A 15,922-nucleotide genomic window follows, 5' to 3' on the forward strand; every position below is an offset into this window, starting at 1 on the left:
AAATAAAAGCGCTAACCCTTAAATATATCAGCGCATTCCATAGTTAACGCATTGAACGTAGCATCCAAGCAGTCTTTTCATGTATTCGCATACGGTCTGACACTAAAGATACTGAAGATTCATCATCACCATCCTGTGCTAACGCTAGGACTTCGCGGCATGTTTTTATTACTTGTTCATGGCTACGCGTTAATATTGAGACCATCTCATTTGCTGCTGGCACTCCATCAATTTCATCAATTGAACTTAGTGACGAAAATGCCTTATAGGTGCCAGGAGCTGCCTCACCGAGTGTTATGATACGCTCGGCAATATCATCTACTGCAAAGGCCAGTTCATCGTATTGCTCTTCAAACATTAAATGTAGCTCTCTAAATTGAAGGCCTGTTACATTCCAGTGAAAGTTATGAGTTTGTAGATAAAGCGTATATGAATCAGCCAATAAACGCTTTAACGCTTCGCTAATATTCACTCTGTCTTGCTCTTTAATACCAATATCAATAGTCATTTTATTTCTCCTATAATGTTGCTTCAAATGCACTGACCGTAGCTGTTAATTCTTTATCTGTTTCTGGGGTAAACTTTCCATTGAGAAATTTTTCATGATAACTACCTAGGCTATAAGTTCCTTTAACATCGCCTCCCCACCAAGGCATTAACTCCTTCATTGCCTTAATGTTGGTGGCACCACCTGCTTCACCTGGCGATGTACTTACTAGTAATACTGGTTTCTTAGTCTCCCCAAAAAAGGGTTGACCTGGCTCAGTAGCGCGACTTAGCCAGTCAATAATATTTTTCAAAAATGCAGGCATGGAACCATTGTGCTCAGGTGATGCAATGATTAACGCGTCATGCTCTATCAGAACTTGTCTTAATTTTTTTACTTCTTCAGGGAGTCCTTGTACTTCAATATCAATGCTGTAAATAGGCAGAGGGAAATTATTCAAGTCAATAACGGTTACCTCATGTTTAGTTACTTTGCTAGCAGTAATATCTATCAAGTTTTGGTGAATCGATTGGCTATGGTTGCTGCCAGAAAATGCGAGTATCTTTTTCATGAGTATTCCTTAATATTTTGAGGCGCCATATTCTGTAGAGCCTCGTCATGTTGATGACAGTAAAGGTAGCTCACAACATTCTGTAGATAAACATTACTTTGGTGGTATCATAGTTCACCTATAGTGAACAATTATAGGATGATGCAAGAGGATGGATAAGTTAAGAGCTATTACAGTATTTAGACGTGTTATTGAATTAGGTAGCTTCAAGGCTGCAGCTGAAGATATGGCATTGTCAAAGGCAGCTATTAGTAAAAACATCAATGAACTTGAAGATTACCTTGAAACGCCGCTAATTAATCGTACAACCAGAAAAATGCATATAACGGAAAGCGGTCAGCTTTATTATGAGCATATTCGTACAATTTTGGATGATCTGTCAAACGCTGACTTATCTATAATAGAGTCTTCAAACCACCTTAGAGGAACAATAAAAGTAAGTATTCCTATGACCTTCGGTGTATTGCAAATCAACCCTGCAATTTGTGAGTTTATGCGGTTAAACCCCGAAATATCAATCGAAATTATAATGGTTGATGAGTATCTCGATTTAGTTAAAAACGGTTTAGATGTTGCCTTACGTGGTGGTGGTAACTTAAAGAACTCAACTATTAAATCTCGAAAATTATTAGATTTACCACGTATATTATGTGCATCGCCCGATTATCTTGAACATGCAGGGAAACTAGATAGCCCAAGTGATCTGCATGATCATAATTGCCTTGTTTACAGCCTATCTTCATCACCTAGGCATTGGGTGTTTCGCAAAGACGGTAAAGTTCAAGTAGTCGACTTATCACCAGGCACTTATGTGGTTAATAACGGATTAGCTTTAAAGCAAGCAGCACTCGCAGGCTTAGGGGTAATGCTAACACCTGAATTATTTGTTCGACGTGAAATTAAAGTGGGGGAGCTTATCAACCTATCACCAGATTGGCAAGCGGAGAGCCATTCACTGTACGCAGTTTACCCGTATCATAAGGAGCAATCGCAGAAGGTTCGTATTTTTATTGATTTTCTTGTGGAATATTTTAAAAAATAGAAAGTCTATACAGCCTGAATGTAATTAGCTGTAAGCTAAATGCCAGAATTAATATTCATCATGGTAAACAATAATACGTGCAAATATTTCAAATTGTTTGTTTCCGATTTCCTCATTAACCAAGAGATGAAGCCGTTTAGCTCCTTCGATATTGATCCCACCACTTGGGTAAACAATTGAAATATTGCCATTCCATATAAGTCCTATATCACCATGTGCATTAAACTTCATAAAATACCATCGGCAATAGGTACGTTGAGTGACGCACTTACATAATAACATTGATTCTCAATCATCATGAAAGATTGCGCCACTTAATGATCAATTTTCATTTAGTGATTGCTTTTGGCATGTATTTAAGTTTTTTTGTCCTATTTGATCACGTTGTAAAACTTGCTTTAAATCTTCACTACGTTGCTTAACAGCAACACCATAACTTTTATCATCACCCCACTTATCAGCAAGCAGTGTCATCGACTCCATATCATGGTCAGTAAACAGTTTGCCTGCTCGTATCGCATGCTCTTTTTCGTTACCAAGTAACTTTAGCGCTTCAACGCCTAAATTAATGGCTGAGTCAAAGGTTTCTCGCTTAAAGCTTGTTACACCAAGTTTCATTAGCTCGTAAGCATGGCGTCGGTCTATTGCTCGTGCAAGAATTTTTAGGTTTGGATAATGCTTATGAGCTAGCTCAATAATATCTAGTGTTTTATCGCGTTCATCAACAGCAACAACAAGCAATTGTGCTTCTTTAGCTCCTGCGGCTTCAAGTAGGCTTTGCCTAGCTGCATCACCATAAAAAACGGTATGACCGTAGCGCCTGAGCAAGTCAACTTGGCTGGGGCTATGATCAAGAATTGATAAATGATAGCCCTGTGCAGTCAATAGCCGTCCGATTATTTGACCAAAGCGTCCGTAACCAGCAACAATAACATTTTTAGTTGGTTCTAGATCTTTAACTGAATCAAATTCTGGTGGTGCAGCCGTTAGTCTAGTTAATGATTTTTCATACATCATTAAGAGCAACGGCGCGCACAGCATGGAAATGGCGACAATTAAGGTAATTAATTTGGTCTGTTCAGGCGAGGTAATTACTAAGCTACCTGTCAGTGAAAGCAAGACAAAGGCGAATTCACCACCTTGGGCCAAAGCCAAAGTAAATAATAATTTTTGACCGCCTTTCATCTTAAACAAATGTGCTAACACGAAAAGCACTAATGCTTTGATAGCAATAAGCCCTATAACAGACGTGGTAACAATGGTAATTTTATCAAAGAGTAATGGGAAATCTATTGAAGCTCCGACCGTGATAAAGAACAGTCCAAGCAGTAAACCTTTGAATGGCTCAATATCCACTTCAAGCTCATGCCTAAATTCACTTTCAGCTAAAACAACACCAGCTAAAAATGTACCTAGCGCAGGTGATAGCCCTATCTTTTCCATAATCAGAGCAATGGCAATGACCAATAATAAAGCGGTAATGGTAAATATTTCTCGTAGTCGTGTTTCTGCAATGTAACGAAATAATGGCGATGATATATATTTGCCCGCAAGTATAATGACTGCAATTACAGCGAGAGAAATGAGTACCTGACCATAGACAGGAAAATGCGCGATAAGATTATGACTTGAAGCTTTTGTTGAGGTTAATCCTTGAAATGCAAGTAGTGGTAGCACAGCAAGAATAGGGATAACGGCAATATCTTGAAAAAGCAGAACAGAGAAAGCATTTTGCCCCGCATCTTGCTTGATCCAGCCCTTTTCAGTTAACGTCTGTAAAACAATAGCCGTTGAAGATAGTGCTAGCATTAGCCCAACCGCCAAAGCTGTTTGCCAAGGCAAATCGAATAAGAAAAAACAAACCGCAAAAATAATAGCGCTTGTCGCTAAAACTTGTAAACCACCCAAACCAAGAATTGAGTGTCTTAACTTCCATAATCTCGCGGGTTGTAATTCCAAACCAACAAGAAACAGCATCATAACAACACCAAATTCAGCAAAATGCATGACACTTGTTTGATCGCCAACTAACCCTAATAAATTAGGACTAATCAATATCCCCGCCAACAAATAACCTAAAACAGAGCCTAAGCCCAACCTTTTTGCTACAGGTACAGCAACAATGGCTGCAACTAAGTAAATAACCGCTGTTTCTAACATGATGATAAAACTCTCCCTTTGGATAATTGGTCACTACACATTTAACGCGTGGCCAATTTCGATTCTCGTAAATTTTGGCTCTGTTTAACTTCCTAATAGCTCGACATCTAATCCAATAGCAGCAGCAATACCTTTACCATAAGCCTTATCCGCTTGATAACAATGTCTTGCATGACGTAATTGAATTTCCTGCGGTACACCATGGATAGATCTGGCCGTATTGCTAAATAAGGCTTGCTGCTGCTCTTCACTCATCAACCTAAACAGATCACTAGGTTGTGTGAAGTGATCATTGTCTGGATGTTGATGCTTATCCGCATAACCTTCCAGCTTCAACGGAGGCTCTGCAAAGTCAGGTTGCTCTGTCCATTTATTTTGGTCACTTGGGCTATACCCTAGGGTCGCACCATGATTTCCATCAGTTCTAATCATGCCATCACGGTGAAAGCTATTTACTGGACATCTTGGGGCATTCACAGGGATTGCATTGTGATTTACACCTAAACGGTAACGTTGCGCATCACCGTATGAAAACAGACGGCCTTGCAGCATTTTGTCAGGTGAAAAGCTTATACCCGGTACTACATTGGCGGGATTAAATGCTGACTGCTCGACCTCTGCAAAAAAATTTTCAGGATTTTTATTGAGTTCCATAACACCTACTTCAATTAATGGATAATCTTTGTGAGGCCATACTTTTGTTAAATCAAAAGGATCGTAAGACACTTTTGCAGCACCTGATTCAGGCATTATTTGAACTTTCAATGTCCATTTAGGAAAACCACCGCTTTCAATGCTTGCAAATAAATCTCGTTGATGGCTCTCTCTGCCTTTACCTACAACTTGTTGAGCTTCGTTGTCGGTGAGATTTTTAATGCCTTGCTGTGATTTGCAATGAAATTTAACCCAAAACCGCTCATTTTTGGCGTTAATAAAACTGAAAGTATGGCTGCCAAATCCGTGCATATGCCTATACGTAGCAGGCAAACCTCTATCACTCATCACAATAGTAATTTGATGTAGTGCCTCTGGTAGTGACGTCCAAAAATCCCAATTATTTTTAGCTCTGCGCATGTTGGTTTTTGGATCACGCTTAACCGCATGATTCAAATCTGGAAACTTGATAGGGTCTCTTAGAAAAAAAACTGGGGTATTGTTACCAACTAAATCCCAGTTCCCTTGTTCTGTATAGAACTTTAACGCAAAACCTCTAATATCTCTCTGCATCGGCGGCTCCGCGCTCTCCTGCAACGGTGGTAAAACGCGCAAACAGCTCTGTTGTTTTACCAACTTCTGAGAATAGTTTTGCTTTGGTATATTCAGTAATATCATGAGTGACGGTGAAGGTTCCGTATGCACCGGGGCCTTTCGCGTGCATTCTGCATTCAGGTATTACCTCCCTGTCAAAATGGGCTAATTTCTCCAAATACCAAACATCTTGTAATAATTGAGGCCCATTTTGTCCTGCCGTCATTACGTTTTCATTATTTGATACTGGACAGCCTGACGCCGTTGTTAGTTTCTTCTTATCCATCTGATTTTCCTAATATTAACGTATTTAGTATGCTTCTAGTCAAATTCTCTTAAGCGATACCTTATCCAATAGCATAAGTTACAATTTTCGGTTGCATGACGCTCTCCAAACTTAATCTGTAGCAGCCATCATATGGTTTTTAATCGCATTGCTTTGGGCTTGAAATTGCAATACGATTGTTGCTGTCAACGACAACAACATGCCAGGAACTACAATATAAGGTATGCTTTTCCCTTCTATAAAAAACATTAGAAAAGCAACAAATACAGGGCTTAAATAGATATAAGCCATGACCTTTTTAGGGCCTAGTATTACCGTTGTTTTTTGAATGATTAACGTTGATGCTAGCGTTGCAAACAATGCTAAATATCCCATATGTAACCATAGATTTGATTGCAATAAATGCCACTGAAGAGGCTGATTAAAAATAAGTAGTGCGAGTAACATCCACAGAGCGCCACCTACTAATGTACAAAAGACAATAACAAACATTTGATCTCCTCTATAAAGCAGTTTCATAGAAATTGAGAAGCACACCATAGCAATACAGCCTGCTAAAAATAGCGCATCACCACTATTGAGAGAAAAGGCTAACAACGCCTTGATATCTCCACCAAAGATAACCCAGCAGGTTCCTGCGGAACCGATGAGGTAAACAAGCAGCATTTTTTTAGTGATTCTTTCTTTGAAAACAAAAATGCTAAATAGGGCTGTGAGAAATGGTACTAGGGTGTATAAAGTTCCCGTATTTAATGGCGTCGTTGTTTTTAACGCTTCAAACATACAGATGAAGAAAATAGCAAAGAATAAACTCATTATTAAACTTCTGGGTAGCGCTTTAATAATTTCTTTTCTGTACTGAACTTTAATCAATACAAAAGGTAATAATGCCGCAGCTGCTATAACAAACCTTAGTAACGTTAGTGAAAATGGATTAATAACACCAGATAACTTTTCTGACGAAATAAACGAACCTGCGACGAATAGCGTAACCAACACCGCTAATAAATGGTACTTTAAATAGTTCATATAAACCTGCTTTATAAGTAGTAAACGTGCTCACACAAGCGGCTTTGAATTCATATATTGCTAGAGACGTATAATGAAATAATCATTAGCGTAGTTGTGTTTAAAAAATTGATAAACACCATATTGGTGAATTGATAATTTACTTTCAGTAAACTTTGTAGTTAGTAAATAGTCATAAACACATGAGTATGAATAAACAGCTTTCACTGGATTTACATCCAAACATCTTTACTATTGCAAATAATACAAAGCTTTCTCTTCATTATTAATTGTTTACTCACGGTGAACTGTAATTCCACTAGCTCATTGTTTTTCTACTAAGCTGCATGACATAAACTTAATTTCGAAATTAAAGCTCATTGTTTTGACAGTCACAACTAGGAGACAAATGTCATGAGAAATTTAGCAAGTTTGGCACTTTCCGCAGTGCTCATAATCCTACCTTCAGCGCAAAGTTTTGCGAATACACCGGCAACTAAAGGGCTGCTTACGTTATCATATAGTGACGGTAGACCTGATTCTAACGGGTTAAAAGATGTAAATGCCGCTTTGATGACAGTGGGTGTAAGAGTAAGTACCCTACCTTTACCAAAAGCCGCCACACCAATTCTTGAAGCGTCGAAAACAAGAGCCATAACAAAAGAAGAAAGTACAAAGCTAATTTCTCTTTTCTCTTTACACAGAGGGCAATTATTAGAGCAGATAGAAAAAGCTGGCCGTAAACCGGAAGCACACAGAGGTGGATTTTTATCTACTTCTGAAGTAGGCGTTGCTCCTTACCCAAAAGTTTACGACATGAAAGCGATGACACCTGAAGTCGTTACTTACCTTCAAGAAAAATTTGGGAAATTACATGTCAACAGCGCTGAGAATGGTATGGGGATTGATGAAGTCATGACCATTGTATCTGGTGGTCACTGGACTTGGTTTTTCGTATTACCTAACAATGTGATTGGAAAATTAACGTTAGGCCATGTAGATATTGGTGGTCAGGCATGGCGTATCAGTTATCCAGGCTTAGTGCCTCATGGCGGCTTCCTTGATTCAGATTATGGCTTAGTTGTGGCATACGCTCACGGCCCGAAGAACTTTGTGATGCGCTATGAAGAGCCTAGTGTAAAAGGTGCTGAAACACTTGGAACAAACTCTTGGATAGACCTTTCAGGTGAAAAACCAAAACTACTGAAGTAATTTAGAATCTTATCTAGGCGCTGCCATTACAGTGCCTCATATCATATTCATAACTAAATTTATCACTTTACAAAGCTTACTCACTGGAAATACGCAAGATAGCTTCTTAATGGTTTTAAACGTTACTTGGTTTCCTTGAGCAGGAGGGCACTGGCCTTTTTTAAGATCTCTTTTTCCATCCTGAGTTCTTTACTCTCCTTGCGTAGCCTTAACAACTCAACTCGCTCATCCGCATTCAAGCAGACTCCAGACTCCAGACTCCAGACTGCTCAGTTTCAAACTTAGCTTGCCAGTTGTAAAGTAACTTATCTGTAATGCCTAAAGACGCGGCTGCTGTGGGTACGCTGTAACCTTACTCGGTTACTAATGCCACAGCTTCTTGCTTAAACTCTGCTGTGTAATTTCTGGTTGGTCGTTTTGTCATTTAACACCTCAACAATTGGATTATATTCCATTATTAAAGTGTCCGGTTTAATTAAAGAAGTTCGCAACTCTTTGATAAAAATTACAAAAAACAAGCCATTGTAGGTTTCTGTCTAAAAGTAAAATTTAGTTTGCTGCAATTTTATCATGCTCAGCCGTCAATATAGCTTGCTCCATTGCATGTATCAACTCATCAATATGAGTCTGAATATCATTCTCGCGACCGTGCTCTTTAAGTAATCCATCTAAGCAAGTTGCTATGCTTTGTATTTCATTACATTCAAACATTCCCGCGGTCCCTTTAATAGCGTGAATTGACTTACCTAAGCCTTCCATATCATGGTATTTCATTTGATTTTGGATTTGAACTTTTTGCTCATATAAACCAGATATATATTGACTCTTGAGTTGTTCAAATTCGTCATTAGGAATATCAATATCATCCTCTACTAAGATATGTAGGTAATGACTAATCTTTTTACTAAATTCATTTCTATCAATTGGTTTTGCTAAATGATCGGTAAAGCCAAGCTTTAAGTATCTATCAACTTCATGTTGCATAGTATTTGCGGTCAAAGCCAAAATGGGAGCTGTACACCCCGTTGCTTGAATAAAGTTAAGCGCTTGCTCTCCATCCATAACAGGCATCTGTATATCCATTAGAATCAAATCAAATTCATCTTCAAGCACCGCTTGAACAGCTAACTGCCCGTTCTCAACGGCAGTAACATTGAGCCCCATTCTCTCCAAAATACGCTGAATTAATTTACTATTATCACTATGGTCTTCAGCAAGTAATACGTCACCTTTAAGCTGTTCACTCGTATTCTGGGCAATAGTATCATCTGTACTTTTGCTCACTGATACATCATCAAAACTGTTAATCCACCTCGTTTTATCCGTTGTAAACAGCCCTAAAGTTAAAGTAAATATAGTGCCTGAACCAACCTCACTTGCGACAGATATGTCACCATTTAGTTTGTTTGCCAAATTTTTTGATATATTTAACCCAAGACCAGTTCCCCCATATTTACGTGATGTGGAAGAATCGGCCTGATAAAATGCATTAAATAACTCTTTTTGCTCCGTTGATGTCATGCCTATACCCGTATCAGTAACAGAGATTTTTAGCACATCTTCTGAACAAGATACAGCAATAGATATTTTACCAACTGAAGTAAATTTCAATGCATTTGAAGTCAAGTTTAAGAGAATTTGCCTCAATCGAGTTGGATCAATAATAATGTAATCTGGCAATGGGAAATGATAATTTAGATCAAATTCAAGCCCCTTATCTCTAATTTGTTTCCCTAGTAAAGATTCAACATGTGCAATAGATTTAAACAAATCGGATTCCATCAATTCAATTTCAAGTCTATTTGCTTCTATTTTCGACATATCTAAAATATCATTTATCAGACCTAAAACATGTCTTGAGTTTTGTAAAATAACACTGATTGCATGATTTCTTTCTTGAGGTTTAATATCACCCAAAATTATGCCATCTGCATAACCAATAATAGAAGTCATTGGGGTTCTTATCTCATGACTCATATTCGCTAAAAATCGACTTTTCGATTCACTTGCATCCCTTAGTTGTGATGCTAATTGTTCAAGCTCATAAGTGCGTTTTAACACTTTTGTTTCAAGGTTTTTATTAAGCTCAATATTTTCTTCACTGGTTAAGCGAAATTTATCAGCCACAGCGAATGCCAATAGCATTGCATCTAATGCAGTACCGACAAGACCAAGTAGATAGAGGTTTAAAGTTGATGGAGGTAAGATACCTAAATTAGTCAAATTACCAATCATGTTAGGTACCATCATTGCGATATATGCCAACACAAAATATCTTGCAGGTTTAAAACCTTCTAGCATTCTCAAAAAGCCAACATACATACCTAAGCACAATGCACTACCAGTCATAACCGTAGCCCAAAGAAAGCCGAATCCAGGAAATAAAATGCAAAATGGTAAACCCAAAGCAGAAATAATACCAAGCCAAATAGAGGTAACTGAAAGGCCTGGATGTTCTTCTTTGAGTTTGAGTAAACTGTTATAAAAAAGAATGTTAGTTATTGGCGCTAAAGAAAATCCCAGCCAATGAAGGTGCGCAGAATAAAACCCAAATAATTGATCCGATATGTGGAAAAAATGACTCCAGCTAAATACCCATACTGCAGCAAATAGTGCAAAGTATAAATGTGTAGCATCTTTTGAACCAATATAAATCAATAAGTTATATAAGCCTAGTATAATGCCGACACTAAAACAAAGCGTCATTAATAAGTTTTCTTTAATAACTAGTTGGTTAAAGTCTTTAACTGGTTTGATCACCAACTTGGTAGGTGTATAAAAGAATTCACTCTCAAAAGCGGTAACCAAATAGTATGTTTGATTGGGTTTAAGCTCGACGATATTCCCATAATGAAAAGCAAACTCATTAGGGTTTTTTCCTCCAGAGAAATAACGTTGCACTGCGCCATTCTCACTGTAAATTCTAGTTTCAATACTATCTAGAACAGTGTTATACGGGTACAAAACCAGCTCTTCAAGACTAGATTTATTGGTTATTTGAGTTACGAGCCAATAACGACCAGAAAATAGTGCCCTTGCGGACAATGGTTTCATATTATCGGCCCAACTACTGACTGACTGAAAATTATCAGGAAATCTTTCGTTTTCGGTCGAAATTAATAACCGAGCATGATCGTGTAAATTAACACCTTGTTTGTCCAGTGAATACTCAAAAACATCAGCAAAGCTGTAGTTTGAAAACACAAACACAGAAAGTATGATAATTTGTCGTATCATTGAACACATATAATACCTTGATTTTAATATGCTTAAATTAAAAGCACAGCTACACTTTTATCCGTTTCTCTTTTATCATTAGAATCGATAACGAATATCGAGACCAACTCTTCGGCCTTCTCCTTTGAAGTCTTGCAGCATACCTAAAAAATTTCTTAAATCGAACTTCAAGTTACTATATTCTTTATCAAATAAATTTTTTGCCCAAATATTGGCTTGCCATTGCCCCATATCAAGCAGTGAATTAAAACGCCACAATGCATAACCGTCTTGCTTCGCATAATCATTTTGCAACTGATCAAAGTAATACTCTGATTGATAATCTACACCTAACGTTGTAGTAAGCGTTCCAAATTCGATGTACTGAGCGAAAGAAACCTGAGCATTAACGTTAAATTTTGACGTAAATGGTAAGCGGTTATCAGTCAGCGACACGCCAACTGGGTCTACAAACTCTTCAAATTCAGCGTGAGGAATATAGCCAAGGCCAACCTGTACGTCGATGTGTTTGTTGATATCATAATATAAGTCTGATTCAGCACCATATATTTTAGATGCACCAACATTCTCCAATAACTGTAAAGGCACGACTCCAGGAGTTTCTGATGGCTGGTTCATAAAGACCTGCTGATCCTGATAATCATAATAAAATAACGCAGAGTTTAACCTTACCCTACTATCTGAGAAGGTTAGTTTTGCGCCAATTTCATGGGCGTTTAAACTTTCGGTTCCATAATCTGCTTGTTTAGCCTGCTCGGCGCTCGATAATAGACCACCATTGTAGCCGCCACTTTTAGTACCATTAGCAAAACTATAATAAAGTAATTTATTTTTATCTAATTGATGATTAAGCGCAAAACGACCTGACCAACCACTATCATCATTATCACCATCTAGGTCATAAAAAGGTAACATAGCACCATTCAAGTCACTAGGGTCTACGACGGCATTAATACGAGCAACAGAGTCATAATCTACTGACTCATCACTATATCTTAAACCAAATGTGACGGTTGTATCAGTGCGCCATTGCCATTCATATTGTGCAAATATGGCCAGTACTTTGTTTCGTATTATATTGTCATAAAAAAAAGTCACCGAATTTGCACCGTTGACCGTACCTCGAAGATCCCTAAGAATATCATTATAATTATCCTGATAGAGTCGTTCTTCTAACTGAAATATGCCAGATGTTAAGTAACCATTTGCGTATTCACTTTGATAACGAACTTCGTTATTTAACAGCTCAGCTTTAAGGCCTAAGTTTCCCTCACATGTATTAACCGGAGAGCCATCGCAATTAAATGCATGTTCTCTGTCCAATCGACTAAAGGCGTTTATCCACACAAGCTGTGCCTTGTCATTAAGTTGATACTCTACCTCTGCCGTCCAGCCTTTGCCAATACTATGATGGGGTGAATCATTATTAACATTTACAGCCCAAAAATCGTCACTGCCATCATTAAAACCAAAGTTATCTACACAGCGACCAGTCATAGCTTCGTTTGGGGTACATACAGCCCCCGTATTTGGGTTTTTAACACCAATATTACCAACAGGTTGAACAATACCACTCCAGTGGCTGTAATTTGCTTTTAAGTAAACACTTAGCTCATCCCACTGCGCAAAATAACTTAATCTAAGGTCTGATTGCTCCATATGCGCTTCGGGAGCTGTAGGGTGCAGATTATATGAAGTGTAATCGTATTTCACATGATTAACTGCAAACCGTAAAGCCGATTCATTATTAATACTGGCATTATAAAAACCTTGCACTTTTTGCCTATCATCACTACCAATCCCAACTTTTACTTCGCCATATGTACCTGCATCAGGACGTTTACTTCTTATTAACACCGCACCACCGGTGCTATTTCGACCAAATAGCGTACCTTGAGGGCCCTTTAGTATTTCTACTTGCTCAATATCGAAAAAATTCACTAATTGATTATTGGCCGAACCAACGGAAGCACCATCAACATACATTGCCACCGGTGAAGTATTGGCAGTGTTGTAATCAAGTAACCCAACGCCTCGGATATTTATTGCAGGTGGAGTACCTTCTGCCGCATTTTGGCTTATCTTCATATTAGTGACAAAGGCACCCAACTCAGTGGTATCTTTAACAGCAGAGCGGCTTATATTCGCCCCACTAATTGGTGTGACTGCAATGCTTACTTCATCAAGTGACTGGGCTCTTTTTTGCGCATAGACTTCTATTATTTCAATGGCTTGATCATCTGATGCAATAACAGGCTGAGACAAAGCCCCGAATACTGCAATATATACAAGGGTTAGTGAGAGGGTCTGTTTCATATCCTTACTCTTTTATTACATTTCATTAAGTTAGTGAAAAAAGTATAGCTCATTAGCAGATCCTCCACCAAAATTCTAAGGGGTACAAACTTAATTCTCTATGCACCATCTGGCTCAAAACCATCTTCACCACTGATACTTGCAGGAATACCACATATTGCACGAGAAGTTTGCATTCCAGCCATAACTGCCGCTTCAACACACCCTGCGTTAACACCTGTTTGAATCCAGTCACCGGTCAAATATAAATTGGTAAATATACTGCCACCCGTTGATAATCTATACTGACTACTACCAGTAACAGACAGTACATAACGCTCACTCGGGTCTACGTTTACACGCCAATATTGACTATCAAAACGCTGTTCATCCATATTATTTCCTGGTGCAAATAACACTGACCAATCAAACTGTTGTTGATCATAAGCACTTGGCCATAACGATTGCATTTCGGTCTGCAGTTTATTTAGAGCATTAGCTTTAACTTGCGCTTTTTGCTCAATCGGAAAGTTATGATCAGTACGAGGGGGATAATCAGCGCAACCAAATGCACTGCAAAAATAAGCAATGTTTTTTGGTCCATTACTCGGCCAATCTTCAACATGAATCAAATTTGACATCGCTGCCCAAGTATCAAACGGCTGTGAGAACCCACTTAAAATAGGTCGCTCTTCACTTGGCGGAGAATAGTTAAACCCAAGCTGCTCGTCAGTTTTATTTAACCATACCTGAAACGCTTGAGTTGCTACGGTTTTTACTTTTTTAGCTTGATCGTTGAGTTTATTATCAAGCTGCAAGAGTTCAGGGCATAGATGAACTAATGAGGCCACAGAAATACCAAATATTACCTTGTCAAAGTCAACGCCTCTTTGTAATGACTTTGTAGGTAAAGGCTGACCGAAGGTATTTTGATACACGCTTGGCCAATCAGACCAAAATGACTCTAGATTAATATTATGCTGCTTAATTTCATTCGCTTGCTCAGGTACGACTTGATCTAATAATGGACTACTTGGCCAACATGGTAACCCTTTAACAAATACAAATGGTTGGTACGATCCATCTTTTAACGTTACCTGCTGAGTAATGTTGATTTGTTCCACAACATGCTTACCATTTTGGTCAACACTAGGGAGCAAAGAATCAACTTCGCTAAAAAACTCAAATTTAACTCCCCTGCTTTTTAACAACTCATATATAGGTGCAAAAATCACATCTCCCATGCCAGCTTGCATTTTCCACATGACGCCGCCACGATAGCAAAGCATTAAACGAAGCATCGCGAGTGTTGCAACTCCAGCCTCTACATCACCTTCTTCAAAATTACCGTCGACGAAGCCAAAAACTAGATCATAAAAACCTCTAACAGGGGCTGACTCAACAGTGTACTCTTTATTAGCACCATTTTTTTTAAGCCATGCTTTAAAGTCTATGTTATTAATTGAACCAAAACCTTTAGCAAATACTCTGTCTTTTATCAGACCTATCAATACAGCTATACCAAGATCTGCACAGATATATGCACGGCGAATATTGGGATTATCATCTAATAACTCGACAGCTTCGCTATTTAGCCAGCGCTTCAATTTACGCACTAAATACCATACAACTAAACGGTCTTTTGCATTACTTAAATCTTTATCGGCTGATCTTAAGTTAACGAGCCTTTGTAACTGTTGGCTAAGTATTGAAGGCGTAGACCAAATCTCCCTCAGCTCATCATGTGTGCTTTGAAAAAAATCTTCCACTTCATCTTCAACATCATCAAAAGCTTGACTTACCTGTGATGCTAAATGTTGAAGTAAACTTCTATCTCTTCGTTTTGTTGTCTGAAGCTTGGTTATTTTATTATGTTTAGAAACTTCTTCTTCTAAAGTTCCAATAAACTTTCTAAGCCAAGCAACAGCCATTTCAATTAGCTGCCAAAAGTGTAAATCTAACGTTGCATCGGCTGGGTTTCCATCAAGCACAGGGAAATCTATTGGCCAAGTTTCCCATGCATTATCTATATATTCTTGAAGCACCACAAAGCTGTGAGGTTTAAACGCATCTTCCCATGAACTAAGTGGCATATTACTTGGCCGATTTAAATTATTATACACATTTTCAATGGCACGAAATGAGTTTACATAAGAACCAAACCAAACATGTAGCCCATGCTCTTCAATTCGCTCACCTATTTGTGAATTTCTACCGCTGGCTCCTTTACCACCCAATCGCCAGCCTAATTGATAAATAGTAATATCGTATTTTTGCTGCCAATTCTGTTGATCTGTTAAATAAACAGCAGCAGTCATTGCAGATACACCACCACCAAGTATCGCTATTTTTTCTTGACTCATAACCCAATTCCTT

Annotated in this window: 10 protein-coding genes and 1 pseudogene; 2 read left to right on the top strand and 9 right to left on the bottom strand. The window is 38.3% G+C overall.

From position 1 onward, the window contains the following. Positions 1-43 precede the first annotated feature (43 nt). Both OCI93_RS11015 and OCI93_RS11020 read right to left on the bottom strand, forming a co-directional pair. The gene (locus OCI93_RS11015; protein ID WP_261592979.1) at positions 44-508 is read right to left on the bottom strand and encodes a Dps family protein; all 465 of its coding nucleotides are present in this window, start codon (positions 506-508) and stop codon (positions 44-46) included. Positions 509-518: 10 nt separating this feature from the next. Beyond that, the gene (locus OCI93_RS11020) at positions 519-1,058 is read right to left on the bottom strand and encodes an NADPH-dependent FMN reductase (protein ID WP_261626414.1); all 540 of its coding nucleotides are present in this window, start codon (positions 1,056-1,058) and stop codon (positions 519-521) included. A gap of 151 nt (positions 1,059-1,209) precedes the next feature. On the opposite strand from OCI93_RS11020, the gene OCI93_RS11025 reads away from it, so the two are divergent. Next, positions 1,210-2,100 (top strand): LysR family transcriptional regulator, encoded by an 891-nt coding sequence (locus OCI93_RS11025; protein ID WP_261592977.1) that lies wholly within the window; start codon positions 1,210-1,212, stop codon positions 2,098-2,100. Between the two features lie 48 nt (positions 2,101-2,148). Here the strand turns inward: OCI93_RS11025 and OCI93_RS11030 are convergent, their stop codons facing one another. From OCI93_RS11030 to OCI93_RS11045, 4 genes and pseudogenes are all read right to left on the bottom strand, one after another. Next, a complete protein-coding gene (locus tag OCI93_RS11030) occupies positions 2,149-2,331 on the bottom strand; it encodes a hypothetical protein (protein WP_261626415.1) in 183 nt (60 codons plus the stop codon). Positions 2,332-2,421: 90 nt separating this feature from the next. Then, positions 2,422-4,260, bottom strand: coding sequence for a monovalent cation:proton antiporter-2 (CPA2) family protein (locus OCI93_RS11035; RefSeq protein ID WP_261626416.1), 1,839 nt, complete (start codon positions 4,258-4,260; stop codon positions 2,422-2,424). 84 nt (positions 4,261-4,344) lie between these two features. Then, positions 4,345-5,794 (bottom strand): annotated as a pseudogene (locus OCI93_RS11040) (catalase). A gap of 111 nt (positions 5,795-5,905) precedes the next feature. Beyond that, on the bottom strand, positions 5,906-6,823 hold the full coding sequence (locus tag OCI93_RS11045) for a DMT family transporter (protein ID WP_261626417.1): 918 nt from the start codon (positions 6,821-6,823) through the stop codon (positions 5,906-5,908). 393 nt (positions 6,824-7,216) lie between these two features. Here OCI93_RS11045 and OCI93_RS11050 point away from each other — a divergent pair, with 393 nt between their 5' ends. Next, positions 7,217-8,014 (top strand): hypothetical protein, encoded by a 798-nt coding sequence (locus OCI93_RS11050; RefSeq protein WP_261626418.1) that lies wholly within the window; start codon positions 7,217-7,219, stop codon positions 8,012-8,014. A gap of 549 nt (positions 8,015-8,563) precedes the next feature. Here OCI93_RS11050 and OCI93_RS11055 read toward each other — a convergent pair. From OCI93_RS11055 to OCI93_RS11065, 3 genes are all read right to left on the bottom strand, one after another. After that, positions 8,564-11,260 carry an ATP-binding protein gene (locus tag OCI93_RS11055; protein WP_410007630.1) on the bottom strand — a complete coding sequence of 899 codons (2,697 nt, stop codon included), beginning with the start codon at positions 11,258-11,260 and terminating at the stop codon, positions 8,564-8,566. Between the two features lie 69 nt (positions 11,261-11,329). Continuing rightward, entirely contained in the window at positions 11,330-13,567 is a 2,238-nt protein-coding gene (locus OCI93_RS11060; RefSeq protein ID WP_261592972.1) for a TonB-dependent receptor, read from the bottom strand. 98 nt (positions 13,568-13,665) lie between these two features. After that, positions 13,666-15,909 carry an NAD(P)-binding protein gene (locus OCI93_RS11065; protein ID WP_261626419.1) on the bottom strand — a complete coding sequence of 748 codons (2,244 nt, stop codon included), beginning with the start codon at positions 15,907-15,909 and terminating at the stop codon, positions 13,666-13,668. Positions 15,910-15,922: the final 13 nt, after the last annotated feature.

Source organism: Pseudoalteromonas holothuriae (assembly GCF_945859825.1).
GTDB lineage: Bacteria > Pseudomonadota > Gammaproteobacteria > Enterobacterales > Alteromonadaceae > Pseudoalteromonas > Pseudoalteromonas holothuriae.

Bases quoted from the DNA above. Each gene is read 5' to 3' on its own strand.
- OCI93_RS11015 (WP_261592979.1), bottom strand. From the start codon at position 508: ATGACTATTGATATTGGTATTAAAGAGCAAGACAGAGTGAATATTAGC.
- OCI93_RS11020 (WP_261626414.1), bottom strand. From the start codon at position 1,058: ATGAAAAAGATACTCGCATTTTCTGGCAGCAACCATAGCCAATCGATT.
- OCI93_RS11025 (WP_261592977.1), top strand. From the start codon at position 1,210: ATGGATAAGTTAAGAGCTATTACAGTATTTAGACGTGTTATTGAATTA.
- OCI93_RS11030 (WP_261626415.1), bottom strand. From the start codon at position 2,331: ATGAAGTTTAATGCACATGGTGATATAGGACTTATATGGAATGGCAAT.
- OCI93_RS11035 (WP_261626416.1), bottom strand. From the start codon at position 4,260: ATGTTAGAAACAGCGGTTATTTACTTAGTTGCAGCCATTGTTGCTGTA.
- OCI93_RS11045 (WP_261626417.1), bottom strand. From the start codon at position 6,823: ATGAACTATTTAAAGTACCATTTATTAGCGGTGTTGGTTACGCTATTC.
- OCI93_RS11050 (WP_261626418.1), top strand. From the start codon at position 7,217: ATGAGAAATTTAGCAAGTTTGGCACTTTCCGCAGTGCTCATAATCCTA.
- OCI93_RS11055 (WP_410007630.1), bottom strand. From the start codon at position 11,260: ATGTGTTCAATGATACGACAAATTATCATACTTTCTGTGTTTGTGTTT.
- OCI93_RS11060 (WP_261592972.1), bottom strand. From the start codon at position 13,567: ATGAAACAGACCCTCTCACTAACCCTTGTATATATTGCAGTATTCGGG.
- OCI93_RS11065 (WP_261626419.1), bottom strand. From the start codon at position 15,909: ATGAGTCAAGAAAAAATAGCGATACTTGGTGGTGGTGTATCTGCAATG.